We start from the raw sequence: 16,827 nt of genomic DNA on the forward strand, positions 1-16,827 counted from the left end.
ATCTTTCAGAATAATTCGATTTTGAAGAACCCTAACATTGAAAGATATGTCCACTACAGAAAATGAGAACAAGAAAAATGAAATGTCTGAGAACCATGATAAGGACTCCAAACAGACCTCCGGTTCCACAGATCATTCTTTGAATGACCCGAAAGAAAACTCTGAAAAACTTCAGCAGGCAACTGAACGAAAAGGTGATGATGGGACCGATCATGAAGATGCGATCGTTCATGAATCTGCTTCAGGAAAGGCAACTTCAGATCAAAAAAAAATAGAAAAAACAGATCCTGATAAAGATCCGTATACAGCCATGGAAGGTGATGGAGATACTTATCCTGTAAAGAAGAAAAATGAATCTGTTGAACCTGAAAACAAATCTGTTCGAAAAGTTTCAGAATCTACAGATCATGAAGATGCGATCGTTTCAGAATCTGAGAATAGGAAAACGGCGGCAAATACTGAAGAACAGGATGAAGATCTTGATAGTGATATTGGTGAAGCAGTTGTTGGGGAGAATCAGAAAGGCAGCGGGAGTCATGAGGAAGACATGGAGAACTCTGTTGCTGAAGAAAGTGAAGATGAAAGTGCTGGTGAACGGCATGCTATAGAGAAGAAGGATTACCATTCCATGAGCAAGGAATCACTTGTTGAGGAACTGGAAAGACTGCTGAAAACCGAGAAGGTTCAGGCGATCAAAGAACATGTGCAGGAGATCAGAACCGAATTTAATGCCAAATTCGATGAGGAAATGGAAGAGAAAAAGGAAGAGTTTCTTGCTGAAGGCGGGAATATAATTGACTTTTACTACTCTACTCCACTTAACAAGCAATTTAGTTCGATATACTTTGATTATCGTGAGAAGAGAAATGACTATTATAAACGCCTGAAGAAAGACCTCAACTACAACCTGAATATTCGCTTAGAGCTTATAGAGGAATTAAAGGGACTTCTGGGTGTTGAGGAAAATATTAATACTACTTACAATCATTTCAAGGAAATTCAGGATAAATGGCGTACCGCCGGACCTATTCCTAGAGATCGTTATAATAATGTTTGGAACACCTATCATCATCATGTCGAAAATTTCTATGATTTTCTCCATTTAAACCGGGAATTCAGAGATCTGGACTTTAAGCATAACCTTGAGCAAAAGCTTAAGGTGATAGATCGTGCTGAAGAATTAGCACAGGAAAAAGATACGAATCGTTCTTTCAGGGAATTGCAGATGCTACATAAAATGTGGAAGGAAGAACTTGGTCCCGTAGCGAAGGAGTATCGCGAAGACATCTGGAAGCGATTTAGCGCTGCCACAAAACAAATTCACGACAAGCGTCAGGCATATTTTTCTCAGCTGGACGAACAGTACGAGAAGAACTGGGAGAACAAAAGAGATATCATTATCAAGATCAAGGAAATCGCAGAACAGGATTTCGATAGCCACAACAAATGGCAGCAAAGTATCAAGCAAATCGAAGCTCTACGAGAAGAATTCTTCAAAGCTGGGAAAGTCCCAAGAAACAAGAACCAGGAAACCTGGAATGAGTTCAAAGAGCATGTACGTAAATTCAATCGAAAGAAAAACGCGTACTACAAGAACTTAAAGAAACAGCAATACGATAATCTCGAGCAAAAGAAAGAACTTATTAAAATTGCAGAAGACAATATGGATAGTGATGACTTTAAAACGGTCACACCGCTCATGAAGAAAATCCAGAACGATTGGAAGAAAGTTGGACATGTACCCCGAAAAGATAGTGACAAGGTCTGGAAACAGTTTAAGAAAGCCTGTAATCATTATTTTGATCGTATGCACGCCCAGAAGAATGAAGAAAATAAGGATGAAGTGGAAGCTTTTGAGAAGAAAAAAGCCTTACTGGATAAAGTAAAATCTTTGGAACTAGCTGGCACCAAGAAGGAAAACCTTGCGGCTATCAAAGATAAAATCAACTCCTGGAAGGAAGTGGGTCGTGTACCCTATAATAAAAGATTTATAGAAGGAAAGTTCAATAAAGCGCTGGATCAACTCTTTAAAAAGCTTGACGTTGACAACACCAAAGCAGAGATGATGAAGTATGAGAACAAGATCCAGGCTCTTGATGATGCTGATGATGACAAAAAGATCAGGAACGAACACTATTTTCTTACCAAAAAGATCGAAGAAACCAAGGCAGAGATCAGGCAACTTGAGAACAATTTACAGTTCTTCAGTAATGTAGATGATGATAATCCACTGGTACAGGATGTACATAAGAATATTGCTCAGCATAAAGCCGACCTGGAAGTATGGCAGGAAAAACTTGCTAAGATTAAAACCTTGTACTAGTAAGAGTTCAATGCTATTGCCTGTAATATTTTTTGTGATCGGTTAAGTTATAAAACTTTTCTATAAGAAGTTTTACAGGCTATAGCTCTTTAAAGAACCAGGAAAATGGCGATTGCGTTTGTGTCGCGATATTCTATCTGGTACCTATCAATTTTGAGTCATGGCAGTAGTAACAGCAGAAAAGAATGAGCAAATCGCGAAAATGAATTTCGGCGCTGTTTATCCGCATTACCTCAATAGAATAAAGAAGCACGGTAGAACTAAAGATGAACTTGACAGGATTATTAAGTGGTTGACGGGCTATAATCAGGATAAATTAGAATCCTTTATTGGCGGTAATGGAACTTTCGGTGATTTTTTCGAAGGAGCCAGGATACACGAGAATGCATATCGGATCAATGGAGTAGTGTGCGGTTATCGTATTGAAGATATTCCTGAAGAATTCGCTTTGTATCGGGATTGCAGGAAAATGGAAAAGTTGATTGATGAATTGGCCAAAGGACGAGAGATGGAAAAAATTTTGAGAAGTTCATAAAAATCGGAGTTACACTGTTGTTAACAATCACTATAAGGAAATGCTAGTCTCATCATAATTCGGCAATCCCTGCGGAAGTTTCAATGTGTTGATGCTTGAATAATTGAGCCCTTTTCTTAGGCAAATATCTACAGACGACCCTTCTTTTTTACCTAACTAATAAAGTGAAAAACTGTACCAAACCACTTTCACAATCAAGGCGAAGAGCTATCAAAAGTTTTACAATTTCTTCGGAAGCACTTATTCTTTAAGGTTGGATGCAGGTGCTATAACAAAAGCTCTATGTAATCAACCCGATATTATATATTAAGTACAAATACTGGGTTATCTAAAATGGTCGGGGAAAACTGAAAGTTTAAAAATTATCAGTTCTAATTACTTATGCCGTTGATTCCTGAAACCTTCCTTTGTTGGTAAAATGACCGGAAAAATATACTGACTATTTATACATTTTTAGCCTCGTTCCAGAATATATCCATTTCAGAAAGGCTCATATCTTTCAGAGCTTTGCCCTGCTCTGCTGCTTTACTTTCGAGATACTGAAATCGTTTAATGAATTTTTTATTGGTACGCTCCAACGCATTTTCAGGATTCACTTTTAGAAAACGAGCATAATTAATCATAGAAAACAATACATCACCAAATTCTGCCTCGATAAGATCACTGTTGTTATCTGTAACTTCATCTTCCAACTCCTTTAGTTCTTCCTGAAGCTTCTCAAATACCTGTTTGGGTTCTTCCCAGTCAAACCCAACACCTGCAACTTTATCCTGTATCCGGTTCGCTTTGACCATTGCCGGCAACGATTTGGGTACTCCTTCGAGAACACTTTTCTTACCTTCCTTTAATTTCAGGTTTTCCCAATTCCGCTTTACTTCTTCTTCATCTGCGACAACCACATCCCCGTAAATATGAGGGTGCCTGTCTATAAGTTTGTCACATATACCATTCGCAACATCTGCAATGTCAAAATCATTAGTCTCGCTTCCAATCTTCGAATAAAACACAAGATGTAATAAGACATCTCCCAGTTCTTTCCGAATCTCATCCATGTCTTTATCTAGAATGGCATCGCCAAGCTCGTAGGTTTCTTCAATGGTAAGATGACGCAAGGATTCCATGGTTTGTTTACGATCCCAGGGACATTTTTCCCGGAGCTCATCCATGATGGTTAATAATCTGTCAAATGCCTGTAGTTGATCTTGCCTTGAATTCATATTGAAATACGATTTTTTCAAAAGTAATATATCAGAACCGTATGATGAACATGAACTGAGGTTTATTGCTTGCGATATCTATAAATACAAGCTTCTATACAACCTATATAACTTATCTCCATTTCGCTTTCAGTAATGCTAACTACCCTAAAGAAGCGCATACTTTCTGTATCATTCGAACAGGTGAATGAAAGTGTGCTTTCATTTAGATCGAGATTATAGGTTCCTATTGGACATTGATCCTGCGTAGCACTGAAATTACCATTTGGAGAAAATGTATATTCTGTACCATTTTCAACCGTTTGCCAGGATGTCTCTCCGCCCGGACTTACATATGCATGCGTCATTTTCCAGGTTCCTGAAAGACTATCTACTGAAAGATCTACGGTTAACAGGCTGTCATCACTACCGCTACAGCTACTCAAAGAAATGGCTGCGACGAATAGAAGTATAAATTTTCTCATTTTTTAATTGCTTTGATTCAACAAGTAGATGTAAATAACTGAGAAAGGTTGCGTAAACAAAAAAAGCTTCTCATTTCTGAGAAGCTTTGTGAGGGTGGAAGACCGGTTTCGAACCGGCGACCTCCGGAACCACAATCCGGCGCTCTAACCAGCTGAGCTACAACCACCATTTGATTAGCGGTTGCAAATGTAAGTTATTTGTACATTTCAGCAAAGAAAAATTTTCAATTAAATAAGGTCGAATACGGAATCTACTGCTACATAACGATCTACGTTATAACCTTCGGCATGTTCAGTATTAATGAGCCTTCCCATATCCTGTGCCCGGTAAGTAATGCTATCCAGGAAGTTACTGCTGGATATTGGAGTTTCAGGCTCTTTACTATCTTCGCTGTAGAATTGCGACCTGTAAGCTTTTACCGAATCAATTTTTTTATCCAGAAAGCCTGTAATGTCCACTACAAAATCAGGTTTTAGATTCTTCCACTGGATATAATGGAAAACATGCTTTGGTCGCCATGCTGGCTGGTTCTCACCATTCATGATAGTTTCAATCTTACGCAAACCACTCAGAAAGCAAGCATCACTTATTAATTTTGCAGCCTTTCCATGATCAATATGCCTGTCGTCAACCGCATTACATAGCACAATCTCTGGCTGGTACTTTCTTATCATTTTAATGATCTCCATTTGGTGAGAAGCATTGTTTGTAAAAAAAGCATCGCTAAATTCGAGATTCTCGCGAACCTCAACCCCTAAAACCTGGGCTGCAGCCGTTGCTTCCTGATCACGAATCTCTGCAGTTCCTCTTGTACCAAGTTCCCCCCTGGTAAGATCAAGGATTCCAACCTTTTTTCCCCGACTAATTTCTTTTGCAATGGTTCCAGCACAACTTAATTCCACATCATCAGGGTGTGCGCCAATCGCAAGTATATCTAATTTCATAAATCTTTATTTGGTGTTTGCTATTGCCTGCTCAAGGTCTTGTTTAATGTCTTCAAACTCTTCGATGCCCACAGAGAATCTCAAAAGATTATCCTTGATCCCTTGCTGTGCTCTTTCTTCTTCTGTCAATAATCCATGACTGGTTTTTGAAGGTAGAAGAATGGTACTTTCTACACCGGCAAGGCTCATGGAGGGTTTTATTAGTTTCAGAGATTTCATGAAATGCTGCACATCGATTTCATTATTCAGTTCAAATGACATCATTCCGCCGAAACCAGACATTTGCTTTGCTGCGAGTTCGTGATCTGAATGATCTTTCAAACCAGGATAATAAACATTCGCAACACTGGGATGGGCTTTTAAAAATTCCGCCAGTTGCAAAGCATTCGAATTCTGGGCTTTTACACGTAAGCCCATGGTCTTGATACTTCTTTCCAGTAACCAAACCGTATAATCACTTAAGTTTCCACCAAAATTCTTCGCCATTTGAAAGATCCGGTCGATATGATCTTCGGAACTTATTGCAGTTCCCGCCAAGATATCACTATGGCCTCCCATATATTTCGTTGCAGAGTGTAAAACGATATCTATTCCCATATCCAGAGGGTTCTGGTTTACCGGTGAGGCAAATGTATTATCGATCATACTAATAAGTCCGTGCTTTTTAGCCAGACCTGCAACCCCTGCAATATCTATGATCTTCAGCAGAGGATTCGATGGTGTCTCGATATAAATTACCTTCGTATTTTCCTTGATTTCAGACTCTAATGAAGCTATAGAAGAGTCTTTCGCAAATGTATACTCTATTCCGAATTTAGCGAATTCCTCTACTGCAAGGTTACTGGTTCCGCCATAAAGGGCGTCTGGAAATACTACGTGATCTCCAGAACTCAAAAATGCCATTAATGAGGTGCTAACTGCGGCCATTCCACTTCCAAAGATCAAAGCAGCTTCTCCGTGTTCCAGTGCAGCCATCTTTTTAGCAAGGGCTACCTGGTTTGGAGTATTAAAATACCTGGGGTAACGCTTGGTTTCCACATCTTCAAATGCGTAAGACGTTGCCATATAAAGTGGTGAAACCGCTCCCTTGAACTGAGTATCTTCAAGTTCTCCAGCATGCGTACATATCGTATTGATTCCTTTAGAATCGCTCATAATTTAGATTTCAATATTGAGCTCCTAAGGTACTAAGAATTCTTTGAAAGCAATGGACTACAGGAAACTTGACCTACGTCAATTCAGCACGTTAAGAATAGTTAAACCTGTATAGAACTTCACTTACAGCAATTATAATTTGAGTAACTTTCAACAAAAGAGATAAAATGAAAAATGTAAAAGCTTACGGCGCAAAGAGGAATGATGCAGATCTTAATATGATGGAAATCGAACGCAGGGATATCCTTGCAAATGATGTGAAGATCGAAATAGATTATTGTGGAGTTTGTCATAGTGATATACACCAGGTTAGAAATGATTGGGGCAATAGTAAATATCCAGTGGTTCCAGGCCATGAAATCATTGGTCGCGTAGTAGAAGTTGGAGCAGATGTTGAGAACTTTAAGCAGGGTGATCTTGTTGGAGTTGGATGTATGGTAGACTCTTGCCAGGAATGTAAATCTTGTGAAGATGGTCTTGAGCAATATTGTGAGAATGGAATGACCGCTACCTATAATGGTAAGGATGAACATTTAGGCGGCCACACTTTTGGCGGATATTCTGAAATGGTGGTGGTACGCGAAAAATTTGTCCTGAAGGTTCCTGAAAACCTGGATACAAAGGCAGTTGCGCCATTATTGTGTGCAGGTATTACAACATGGTCTCCACTTAGACAATGGAATGTAAAAAAAGGTGATAAAGTTGGAGTTGTTGGACTGGGAGGTCTTGGACATATGGGGGTTAAGTTTGCCCACGCATTAGGAGCTCACGTTGTGATGATCACTACCTCTCCTGCTAAAGCCGAAGATGCTAAATCCCTTGGTGCAGATGAAGTTCTTATCTCGAAGGATGAAGCAGAAATGAAGAAACATGCCAATTCATTCGATTTTATTCTGAATACAGTTCCTGTTGGACATGATACAAATCCTTATGTTGCTTTACTGAAAAGAGATGCGACAATGACATTAGTTGGTGCGATCGATGAAGTAGATATTCATGGTGGCGGACTTATTATGGGAAGAAAAAGACTTGCAGGTTCACTAATTGGCGGAATCAAAGAAACTCAGGAAATGCTTGATTTCTGTGGAGAGCATAATATTGTTTCAGATATTGAAATGATCGATATGGACTCTATTAATACTGCTTTTGACAGAGTTGTAAAATCTGATGTTAAGTATAGATTTGTAATCGATATGAAATCATTAAAGAATTAAATATGAGCCTACTATCCTCATTGCTTGGTAATGCCGGCGCTATAGAGAATTCAGTTATTCAGGAGAAATATGGCAAATTGCTGATTGATTCTGAAGAAGTTATAGCTGGATTCAAAATCATTCGAGATACTTTTATTTTTACCAACAAACGACTGATCATTGTAGATGTGCAGGGATTAACCGGAAGTAAGATTGAATATTTCTCGGTGCTATATAAAAGTATAACACGTTTTAGCGTGGAAACTGCAGGAAGTTTTGATCTGGATGCAGAACTTAAGATTTGGATTTCCGGGGAACAATCACCCAGTATTTCTAAGAAATTCAATAAGAAAGTTGATATCTATGAAGTTCAGAAATTGCTGGCTGAGTATACTTTATAGGACAGGATAGTTAGAAATTTATAGGAAAAGCCACTGAGAATCTCAGTGGCTTTTTTTTTATGTAAAGGTTTAAGCTTCCTGATCCAGCCTGTTCTCTTTTTCCTTCCTTTGCCATGGAAATCTGCCTTCAATCTCCAATTCAATGGAAAAACTCAAAAATGTTCTTATCAGGACGATGATCCCTAAAGAAATAACCTCATCAAGTGTAGGTTTTGTTACTACGGTTGCTATAATATCTGCAGCAACCAGGATTTCAAGTCCAAGCAGAATAGCTTTTCCCAATTCCTGTCTCAATAATTTATAAGATCTGACTCCTTTACTTTGCTTTGCCAGTATATATTTGAATAATGCTACGATTGTTCCCAGGAGTATTACCGCTACTCCGGTTACTTCTATAAACTTTGCCGCATACTCGATATACAAACTTATATGTTCCATAAACTATTCTTCTGAAGATAATTTTTTATAAACTCCGTTAGTCCAGCCAAACCCATCCTGGGTTGGATATTCCCCTCCTCCACTTTCCTTGGAAAGGTCGATTACATTATACTTCTCCGTCATCTTATAGGTTCGGTTGTAAACTGCGCTGTTTACATCAAGCCATCTTGTTTTTATTTCTTCGGATAGTTCCAGATGCTTATAATTCCGTAGTCCCTCAATAGTGACCCACTGCAATGGAGCCCAGCCATTTGGTGCATCCCATTGCTGTCCGGTACTATATGGCGTGGTTACAACTCCTCCAGGTTTAAGAAAATCTTCTTTGATCCTTGTAGCCACTTTGCCGGCTTGCTGTTCATCTGCGATCTGGAAGAATAAAGGATACATTGCTGCCAAGGATAGATTTCCGGTGAATTCCTGCTTTTCAAAATTGTAATCCTGGAAGAATTCTTTCTTAGGATCCCAGAAGTAGTTTTTAATAGCCTGCCGTCTATCTTCAGCCAGCTTCGCATAAGTAGCCGACATTTCCTTTCTTTCCGCAATTTTGGCTGCCCTGGAAATGGTCCTTTCCAGTTGATAAAGCAACGAATTTAGATCAACCGGAAGGATCGAAGTAGTTTGAATACTCGAAAGATTAAACTCATTTCGCTCATTTTTTACCAGCCATCTGCTTGAATAATCCCATCCAGATTCTGCACCTGCTCTTAAATCACGATAAATATCTTCTTTCTTGAGCATTGGATTAGTCTTCAATGCAATTTCTGCAGTTTCTACATCTTCACGGTAGCTTTCTGGCCTTGGAGTAGCGAATTCATCATAGTAGCGGTTCAAAATAGTCCCATCCTTCAATTTAACAACTCTATTAGTAGCATTACCTGGTTTTAGTTCTTTACTTCCATTCATCCAGAACTTATGCTCTTGTTCCAGTACATCTAGAAATTCCGCATAAACCTGCTCACCTTCAATATCAGCCAGAATATCGACCATAAGCGAAAAGAATGGTGGTTGAGATCTTCCGAGGTAATAGGTACGATTCCCATTCGGAATAAAGCCGAGTTCATCTATGAGGAATGCAAAATTTTCTACCATGTTCCTGATGACCTCATTTTCACCATCTAACTGCAATCCCAACATCGTAAAGTAACTATCCCAGTAATAAACTTCACGAAATCTACCACCCGGCACTATATAATCATTTGGCAGCGGAATAAGGGTTCCCGAAATACTATCATTTGCAGGCCTTTTCAAGACTTCCCATAAACTCTTTATGTGCATACCTATCTCCAAACTATCGCTTTTAAAATGCAGATCGGCTTCAGGAATACTGAAGTGTTGATCCAGAAAAGTTTTCATTCCCTTAACGGTAGTATCTTCCAGCATATCATATCGTTGCCTGATAAGACCTACACTATATTTTGGATTCGCATCAACAAAGGTCTTGCTGTCCTCGAAAATAGCCCGGGTTTGTGCATCATAGAATAAATTTCCGTAGAGTTCGGCTGGTGGTAGTATAGTAATTTCCTTGCCATCGTGGACGACAACTGGATCTGGACTGGACTTGCAGCTGTTGAATGCAATTAATAAGCATAGCAGGCATAACTTAAAATATCTTCGGAAGTTCATATAATATGTTTAAGATCTATAAATATAAAGAAATTGATTACTGAAAAGCCTGGCTACTCAAAGCTTCTTTATATTTTTGATCTATAACTAATGATCATGGAGATACTCAACTGGGATAAGAAATACGCGGAAGAATTCGAAAATATGAATTTACACTGGCTGAATGAATTCTTTTATGTGGAACCACATGATGAGGAGGTTTTAGGAAAACCTGAAAAATATATCATTGAGCCGGGAGGAAAGATCTTCTTTGTAAAAAAGGACAAAACTATCGTTGCCTGTGTAGCTTTAATGAAGATGGAAGATGATGTTTTCGAACTTACAAAAATGGCGGTTAAACCAGCATTTCGAGGTCATAAGATCGGACACTTTCTAATTGACCATACCATACAGTTTGCTAAAGGGAGCGGCTGGAAAAAATTGATCATTTACTCTAATCGAAAACTGGAAAACGCTATTCATTTATATCGCAAATATGGATTCGAAGAAATTCCTATTGAAGAAAATAATCCTTACGCTCGTGGGGATATTAAAATGTCATTAATCCTTTCATAATTCTTTATTAAACCAAATAGCTAAAGTCATGTCTGGCCTTATCTTAGGCTAAAAATTGACTATGAAAAATGTAGCTACTCTAATTGCCGCAGGCTTATTGCTTGTTGGTTGTAAAGATCAGGGGAATGAAAAGAATAAGATGATGAATGACACTCTTGCAGAGAACAATGCAGAGATGAGTCAGACGCCTTTTCAGGAGACCATGGATCTTAAAATCGAACCTATTTCCCATGCCACTGCAGTTTTTAAATGGGGTGATAAAACCTTTTACACAGATCCCGTAGGTGGAGTTGAAGCTTTTAAAGGCATAGACAGACCAGATTTTATTTTGATCACAGACATACATGGAGATCATATGAATGCTGAAACGCTAAAGGCGATCGGTCTGGATAGTGTAACTGTAATTGTACCACAGGCCGTAAAAGATAAATTACCCGAAGATCTGAAGGCTGTATATATAGTAATGAATAACGGAGACTCCAAAGAACTCATGGGTTTCAATATTCAGGCAATACCAATGTACAATTTACCTCAGTCTAAAGATGCAATGCACGTGAAAGGTCGTGGGAATGGATATATCATTGAGAATAACGGGAAGAGACTATATATTTCCGGTGATACTGAGGATATTCCGGAAATGAGAAATCTAAAGAATATCGATGTTGCATTAGTGTCTATGAATCTACCTTATACCATGCCAGTAGATCGTGCAGCAAAAGGTGTCCTGGCTTTCACGCCTAAAAAAGTAATTCCATACCATTACCGTGGTAAAAATGGACTTTCTGATGTTGAAGGATTTAAGAAATTAGTAAACGAAGGAAATTCTGATATTGACGTGGAACTAATGAACTGGTATCCGGAAAGATCGAAGTAGAAGATTTCTGGAAACAGGAAGTCGCTCTTCAGATTAATACGCTTGAAATTTTTGTAAAATTTTTAGTTGGCTAACACAAATTCAACAATTATTTCATCAAGCTAGAACATTAATCTGGGAAGCGACTTTTAAGTTATTGATTCTCATATTATTAAATATAAGGTTTCCTCTCTATTTAGAACGAATCTTTTTTAACTCAATTGTCCGCAACCAGTAATTTTTAGAAAACTTTATGATTTAGCGGTTTTAAGATCTGAACTTTTCATTGCAATAAATTGACTGTCTAAATCTCTAATACCCAGGTTCTATCCTACTTTAATGAAAATAAGTTTTATTATGCATCAGGGAATAGAACTAGATACTCAAAAATGAAATCGGGAACTATGACATTACTTTAAGTAAAACAATTCATAGCGCAGAACATAATGAAACAAAAAAACCCGGCCAGTTGGCCGGGTTTTTTTGTAATATGAATTAGTTACTAGGAAAGTACTTCCTGAACTTTGTCTGCCGCTTCCTGGAATTGTACCGCGCTGTAAACTTTAAGTCCACTATTATCGATAAGTTCCTTAGCAATATCTGCATTTGTTCCTTGCAATCTTACGATGATTGGCACATTCATAGCGTCTCCCATATTCTTGGAAGCGTCTACAATACCCTGGGCAACACGGTCACATCTTACGATTCCTCCAAAGATATTAACCAGGATTGCTTCTACTTTATCATCTTTCAAGATCAGTCTGAAAGCTTCTTCTACTCTCTTGGCATCAGCTGTTCCACCAACATCAAGGAAGTTAGCTGGCTCTCCACCTGCTTGTTTAATAAGGTCCATTGTCGCCATTGCAAGTCCTGCACCGTTTACCATACATCCAACGTTACCGTCAAGATCTACGTAGTTAAGTCCAACTTCTCTCGCTTCAACTTCAGTAGCATTCTCTTCCCGAACATCACGCATTTCAGCATAATCCTTGTGACGGAAAAGTGCATTGTCATCTAACGTTACCTTAGCATCTACTGCCATGATCTTATCATCACTCGTTTTCAACACAGGGTTGATCTCGAAAAGTGAAGAATCAGATTTTTCAAAAGCTTCATATAAAGACATTACGAATTTGGTCATTTCTTTAAATGCCTTTCCGCTAAGTCCAAGATTGAAAGCGATTCTACGCGCCTGGAATCCAAGCAATCCTGTAGAAGGATCAATCTCTTCAGTAAATATAAGGTCTGGAGTTTCTTCAGCAACAGTTTCGATATCCATTCCACCTTCTGTAGAATACATGATCATGTTACGTCCGGTGGCTCTGTTTAAAAGAACAGACATATAATATTCTTCCGGCTCACTGTCTCCAGGATAGTAAACATCTTCAGCAACTAAAACCTGGTGTACCTTTTTCCCTTCCGCAGAAGTTTGAGGAGTTACAAGATTCATCCCGATGATCTCTCCGGCGATTTCTTCAACTTCCTTCAGGTTTTTGGCAAGTTTTACACCACCACCTTTACCACGTCCACCAGCATGAACCTGTGCTTTGATCACATGCCATCCAGTACCGGTTTGCTCGGTAAGTGCTTTCGCAGCATCTACTGCTTCTTTAGCGTTTGTTGCTACGGTTCCACGTTGAATGCGGACTCCAAAGCTGCTCAAAATTTCTTTTCCTTGATATTCGTGTATATTCATAATCAGCTATTTCTTCTGTATTTATTATGGAAAGCAAAAGTAACAAATACATACTATTGTACCAATCTTTTTTGAGCTTCTTAACGATAGGCTAATAGTCGGAAATTCTTATGCTACAGGGCTTTTAGAATATCTTCGGAAAAACGAAAAGGTTATCGCAGAAAACTGAAGTAAATCTGGTGAGACTTTCAATTCTCAACTAAATTTGATCTTTTAATTAATTCTCATGAAGAAGGCATTACTGGCGCTGGCAATTGGAGGTTTTGGAATAGGAATGACGGAATTTGTGATCATGGGAATTTTGCCTGAGATCGCTAATGATCTGGAAGTTTCCATCCCGGTCGCAGGACATTTTATATCGGCATATGCTCTTGGAGTAGTCGTTGGCGCTCCCCTGCTTACCATCTTCGGAAATAAATGGCCGCCTCAAAAGACACTTTTAGGTTTGATGCTATGGTTTACCATATTCAATACGCTTTCAGCTTTTGCAGATTCCTACGAGCTTTTAATGCTCGCCAGGTTCCTATCCGGTCTACCTCATGGTGCATTCTTCGGAATTGGCGCCGTGGTGGCTGGAAAACTCGCCCGTCCCGGGAAAGAAGCTCAGGCCATCGCAATGATGTTCACCGGGCTAACAGTGGCCAACGTGATCGGGGTTCCACTTGGGACCTGGTTAGGACAGAACTTCAGCTGGGGAATCGCATTTCTCGCAGTTGGTGTGGTTGGGATTTGTGCAATCCTGAGTATCAGATTCTGGATGCCGGAAGTGAAAATTGCCAATGCCGGCGGAATGAAAGAAGAATTAAGATTACTTCGGAAACCAGAACTCTGGATGGTTATCCTTCTAACAACTATTGGAACTGGTGGCTTTTTCGCCTGGTACAGCTATATAGCTCCGCTAATTACAGATGTTGCCGGTCATTCTGAAAATGTTGTTAGTTATGCGATGATCCTTGCCGGTCTGGGAATGGTCGCCGGAAACTTTCTGGGTGCGAAACTGGCTGAGATGTTCAGTCCGATCAAAGCAGTTATTATTGCACTGATCCTGATGGTTACCGCGCTTCTAGTAAATACTTTTGTTGCTTACGACCAAATTGGAGTACTCATTACCACGTTCATTATTCCTGTAATTGCATTTTGTATCGCCACACCTATACAAATGGCCGTCATCAATACTGCGAAAGGCTCTGAGATGCTTGGTTCTTCGCTTAATCAAAGTGCTTTTAACATGGGAAATGCCAGTGGAGCCTATCTTGCCGGTCTACCTATCGCTTACGGGTACGGAATTGTATCTGCTCAATACGTAGGAGCTGCCATGGCTGGAATCGGAATTATTATAGGTATTGGAGTCATCTATATGCGAAAGAAACAGGCTGATCTTCAAACTGCCTGATAGGAGTACACATATTTAACAAAAGGTATAAATTGGTTATATTTAAATTTGATCTAGGGTAACTTTTACAAAACACTGTAGTTTTACGTCAAATTAGGATTAGAAATGACACATAAGGATCTACTTTCTGTAGCAAATGATTTTGGCAGCCCGGTTTACGTCTATGATGCTGAAAAAATTACTTCTCAATATCAAAGATTAACCAATGCATTTAAGGTTGATGAACTAAGAATTCACTACGCCGTAAAAGCACTTTCCAATATTTCGATCCTTAAGTTACTTAATTCTCTGGGTTGTGGTCTGGATACCGTATCTATTCAGGAAGTGAAACTGGGAATACAAGCAGGTGTATTTCCTGAAAAGATCATTTACACTCCTAATGGTGTTTCTCTGGAAGAAATCGAGGAGGTAGTTAAACTCGGAGCCCAGATCAACATTGATAATCTTTCCATCCTGGAGCAGTTTGGAAGCAGGCATCCTGAAATTCCTGTCTGCATTCGTATTAATCCTCATGTGATGGCGGGTGGAAACTCAAAAATTTCTGTTGGGCATATTGATTCCAAATTCGGGATTAGTATTCACCAGATGCCACATTTGTTGAGAATTGTAGAAAATACAGGAATGCACATTAACGGTATTCATATGCATACTGGAAGTGATATTCTTGATATTGGAGTTTTCCTACATGCTTCAGAGATTCTTTTTGAAGCAGCAAGAAACTTTAAAGAACTTGAATTCATAGATTTTGGAAGTGGTTTCAAAGTTCCTTACCGTCCTGGCGATATAGAAACCGATATCGAAGACTTGGGCGACCAACTCACCCAGAAGTTTAAGGCTTTTTGTAAGGAATACGGCCGTGATCTAGCACTCGCTTTTGAACCTGGTAAATACCTGGTAAGTGACGCCGGGAAATTCCTGGCGAAAGTGAATGTGATCAAACAAACCACCTCAACGGTTTTTGCAGGAATCGACTCCGGGTTTAATCATTTAATCAGGCCCATGTTCTATGGATCACATCATGAAATTACCAATATTAGTAACCCGGATGCCAAGAACAGGTTCTATAGTGTCGTTGGCTATATCTGCGAAACCGATACTTTTGGAAATAACAGGCGTATCTCTGAAATAAGAGAAGGCGATATTCTTAGTTTTAGCAATGCTGGTGCTTATTGCTTTAGCATGGCGAGCAATTTCAATTCCAGATTGAGGCCTGCGGAAGTATTATGGTACAATAACATGGCTCACTTAATTAGAGAGCGTGAAGTTTTTGAAGATCTAACCAGGCATCAGATCGAACTTGATTTTGAAACTAGAGAACCGGAAGTTTCAGAAGTTCAGAATTAAACGACGTACAGGTAAATGGATATAAAATGGGAGAATGTTCCCATGAGTACGAAGACATGGAAGATAGCATGGTTAAAAGGTATTTTTTTCAGCATAAATAGGATAGCCCCTATGGTATAGGAAACTCCTCCAGCTCCCAGCCACCATAAACCTTCAGTACTCAGATTTTCTAACATGGAATTTCCGGCGAAAACGATGATCCAGCCCATCGCCACATACATAATAGTAGAGAGCAGCTGGTATTTTCCCGTAAAGAAAAATTTCAGAATTATTCCCGCCAATGCGATCAGCCAGACGGTCCAGAGTATGATATTACCAACCAGACCGGGTAAACTAATGACTGCAAATGGTGTATAGGTTCCAGCGATCAAAATATAAATTGATGCGTGATCCAGAATATTCAATCTGGCTCTCCTTTGATGGTCTTTAGCGCTATGATACAATGTACTCGCCGCATACAACAGGATCATACTGGCACCAAATACTGAGAAACTTAGAAGATAAGCGGTAGAATCAAATTCTAATGCGCGGTAGATAAGCAGGTAAAGTGCGACAATACTCAGCAAAAAGCCGATCCCGTGGGAAATTATATTCAGGCGTTCCTCTTCTGGTGAATAGTATTTAGGCTCTATGCTTTTTTCCATGGAGCAAAATTAATCTTTTTAAGAAATTCCTTCTAAAATTCTAATAGA

16 protein-coding genes and 1 tRNA gene are annotated in these 16,827 nt (G+C 39.2%); 8 read left to right on the forward strand and 9 right to left on the reverse strand.

Annotated elements, in window-relative coordinates; genetic code table 11:
- The first annotated feature begins 46 nt into the window (after window positions 1–46).
- Both T8I65_RS11335 and T8I65_RS11340 read left to right on the forward strand, forming a co-directional pair.
- Window positions 47–2,323: a DUF349 domain-containing protein gene (locus T8I65_RS11335; protein ID WP_322300714.1), complete on the forward strand. Its 2,277-nt coding sequence runs from the start codon at window positions 47–49 to the stop codon at window positions 2,321–2,323.
- Window positions 2,324–2,483: 160 nt separating this feature from the next.
- The gene (locus T8I65_RS11340; protein ID WP_322300715.1) at window positions 2,484–2,858 is read left to right on the forward strand and encodes a DUF2200 family protein; all 375 of its coding nucleotides are present in this window, start codon (window positions 2,484–2,486) and stop codon (window positions 2,856–2,858) included.
- A gap of 443 nt (window positions 2,859–3,301) precedes the next feature.
- Here T8I65_RS11340 and mazG read toward each other — a convergent pair whose 3' ends face one another.
- From mazG to T8I65_RS11365, 5 genes are all read right to left on the reverse strand, one after another.
- Window positions 3,302–4,075 carry a nucleoside triphosphate pyrophosphohydrolase gene (gene mazG / locus T8I65_RS11345; protein WP_322300716.1) on the reverse strand — a complete coding sequence of 258 codons (774 nt, stop codon included), beginning with the start codon at window positions 4,073–4,075 and terminating at the stop codon, window positions 3,302–3,304.
- A gap of 62 nt (window positions 4,076–4,137) precedes the next feature.
- Entirely contained in the window at window positions 4,138–4,539 is a 402-nt protein-coding gene (locus tag T8I65_RS11350; protein WP_322300717.1) for a lipocalin family protein, read from the reverse strand.
- 92 nt (window positions 4,540–4,631) lie between these two features.
- A tRNA-His gene (locus T8I65_RS11355) sits at window positions 4,632–4,707 on the reverse strand.
- A 60-nt stretch (window positions 4,708–4,767) separates the two neighbouring features.
- Window positions 4,768–5,484: a bacillithiol biosynthesis deacetylase BshB1 gene (bshB1, locus tag T8I65_RS11360; protein ID WP_322300718.1), complete on the reverse strand. Its 717-nt coding sequence runs from the start codon at window positions 5,482–5,484 to the stop codon at window positions 4,768–4,770.
- Window positions 5,485–5,490: 6 nt separating this feature from the next.
- Window positions 5,491–6,639, reverse strand: coding sequence for a PLP-dependent aspartate aminotransferase family protein (locus T8I65_RS11365; protein ID WP_322300719.1), 1,149 nt, complete (start codon window positions 6,637–6,639; stop codon window positions 5,491–5,493).
- A gap of 167 nt (window positions 6,640–6,806) precedes the next feature.
- Here T8I65_RS11365 and T8I65_RS11370 point away from each other — a divergent pair, with 167 nt between their 5' ends.
- The gene (locus T8I65_RS11370; RefSeq protein WP_322300720.1) at window positions 6,807–7,853 is read left to right on the forward strand and encodes an NAD(P)-dependent alcohol dehydrogenase; all 1,047 of its coding nucleotides are present in this window, start codon (window positions 6,807–6,809) and stop codon (window positions 7,851–7,853) included.
- Between the two features lie 2 nt (window positions 7,854–7,855).
- Window positions 7,856–8,233, forward strand: coding sequence for a PH domain-containing protein (locus T8I65_RS11375; RefSeq protein ID WP_322300721.1), 378 nt, complete (start codon window positions 7,856–7,858; stop codon window positions 8,231–8,233).
- A 69-nt stretch (window positions 8,234–8,302) separates the two neighbouring features.
- Here T8I65_RS11375 and T8I65_RS11380 read toward each other — a convergent pair whose 3' ends face one another.
- Both T8I65_RS11380 and treA read right to left on the reverse strand, forming a co-directional pair.
- Window positions 8,303–8,671, reverse strand: coding sequence for a DUF1622 domain-containing protein (locus T8I65_RS11380; RefSeq protein ID WP_322300722.1), 369 nt, complete (start codon window positions 8,669–8,671; stop codon window positions 8,303–8,305).
- Between the two features lie 3 nt (window positions 8,672–8,674).
- Window positions 8,675–10,294, reverse strand: a complete 1,620-nt coding sequence (treA, locus tag T8I65_RS11385; protein ID WP_322300723.1) for an alpha,alpha-trehalase TreA — start codon at window positions 10,292–10,294, stop codon at window positions 8,675–8,677.
- A 90-nt stretch (window positions 10,295–10,384) separates the two neighbouring features.
- Between treA and T8I65_RS11390 the strand changes: the two genes are divergently transcribed.
- Complete coding sequence (locus T8I65_RS11390) at window positions 10,385–10,849, forward strand: GNAT family N-acetyltransferase (protein WP_416173199.1); 465 nt, start codon at window positions 10,385–10,387, stop codon at window positions 10,847–10,849.
- 61 nt (window positions 10,850–10,910) lie between these two features.
- A complete protein-coding gene (locus tag T8I65_RS11395) occupies window positions 10,911–11,723 on the forward strand; it encodes an MBL fold metallo-hydrolase (RefSeq protein WP_322300725.1) in 813 nt (270 codons plus the stop codon).
- Between the two features lie 481 nt (window positions 11,724–12,204).
- Here the strand turns inward: T8I65_RS11395 and sucC are convergent, their stop codons facing one another.
- Window positions 12,205–13,398, reverse strand: a complete 1,194-nt coding sequence (gene sucC, locus T8I65_RS11400) for an ADP-forming succinate--CoA ligase subunit beta (protein ID WP_141878289.1) — start codon at window positions 13,396–13,398, stop codon at window positions 12,205–12,207.
- Window positions 13,399–13,624: 226 nt separating this feature from the next.
- Here sucC and T8I65_RS11405 point away from each other — a divergent pair, with 226 nt between their 5' ends.
- Both T8I65_RS11405 and lysA read left to right on the forward strand, forming a co-directional pair.
- Window positions 13,625–14,791: an MFS transporter gene (locus T8I65_RS11405; protein ID WP_322300726.1), complete on the forward strand. Its 1,167-nt coding sequence runs from the start codon at window positions 13,625–13,627 to the stop codon at window positions 14,789–14,791.
- 105 nt (window positions 14,792–14,896) lie between these two features.
- Window positions 14,897–16,135, forward strand: coding sequence for a diaminopimelate decarboxylase (gene lysA / locus T8I65_RS11410; protein WP_322300727.1), 1,239 nt, complete (start codon window positions 14,897–14,899; stop codon window positions 16,133–16,135).
- Here the strand turns inward: lysA and trhA are convergent.
- Complete coding sequence (trhA, locus tag T8I65_RS11415; RefSeq protein WP_322300728.1) at window positions 16,132–16,779, reverse strand: PAQR family membrane homeostasis protein TrhA; 648 nt, start codon at window positions 16,777–16,779, stop codon at window positions 16,132–16,134. The two genes, lysA and trhA, sit on opposite strands and share 4 nt — an antisense overlap.
- Window positions 16,780–16,827 lie beyond the last annotated feature (48 nt).

Origin of the sequence: Christiangramia sp. OXR-203, from assembly GCF_034372165.1 — a bacterium.
Classification (GTDB): domain Bacteria; phylum Bacteroidota; class Bacteroidia; order Flavobacteriales; family Flavobacteriaceae; genus Christiangramia.

Coding starts and splice junctions, on each gene's coding strand:
- mazG (WP_322300716.1), bottom strand. CDS start 4,075: ATGAATTCAAGGCAAGATCAACTACAGGCATTTGACAGATTATTAACC.
- sucC (WP_141878289.1), bottom strand. CDS start 13,398: ATGAATATACACGAATATCAAGGAAAAGAAATTTTGAGCAGCTTTGGA.
- T8I65_RS11395 (WP_322300725.1), top strand. CDS start 10,911: ATGAAAAATGTAGCTACTCTAATTGCCGCAGGCTTATTGCTTGTTGGT.
- T8I65_RS11380 (WP_322300722.1), bottom strand. CDS start 8,671: ATGGAACATATAAGTTTGTATATCGAGTATGCGGCAAAGTTTATAGAA.
- T8I65_RS11390 (WP_416173199.1), top strand. CDS start 10,385: ATGATCATGGAGATACTCAACTGGGATAAGAAATACGCGGAAGAATTC.
- T8I65_RS11365 (WP_322300719.1), bottom strand. CDS start 6,639: ATGAGCGATTCTAAAGGAATCAATACGATATGTACGCATGCTGGAGAA.
- T8I65_RS11370 (WP_322300720.1), top strand. CDS start 6,807: ATGAAAAATGTAAAAGCTTACGGCGCAAAGAGGAATGATGCAGATCTT.
- T8I65_RS11350 (WP_322300717.1), bottom strand. CDS start 4,539: ATGAGAAAATTTATACTTCTATTCGTCGCAGCCATTTCTTTGAGTAGC.
- T8I65_RS11405 (WP_322300726.1), top strand. CDS start 13,625: ATGAAGAAGGCATTACTGGCGCTGGCAATTGGAGGTTTTGGAATAGGA.
- T8I65_RS11335 (WP_322300714.1), top strand. CDS start 47: ATGTCCACTACAGAAAATGAGAACAAGAAAAATGAAATGTCTGAGAAC.
- bshB1 (WP_322300718.1), bottom strand. CDS start 5,484: ATGAAATTAGATATACTTGCGATTGGCGCACACCCTGATGATGTGGAA.
- lysA (WP_322300727.1), top strand. CDS start 14,897: ATGACACATAAGGATCTACTTTCTGTAGCAAATGATTTTGGCAGCCCG.
- T8I65_RS11375 (WP_322300721.1), top strand. CDS start 7,856: ATGAGCCTACTATCCTCATTGCTTGGTAATGCCGGCGCTATAGAGAAT.
- treA (WP_322300723.1), bottom strand. CDS start 10,294: ATGAACTTCCGAAGATATTTTAAGTTATGCCTGCTATGCTTATTAATT.
- trhA (WP_322300728.1), bottom strand. CDS start 16,779: ATGGAAAAAAGCATAGAGCCTAAATACTATTCACCAGAAGAGGAACGC.
- T8I65_RS11340 (WP_322300715.1), top strand. CDS start 2,484: ATGGCAGTAGTAACAGCAGAAAAGAATGAGCAAATCGCGAAAATGAAT.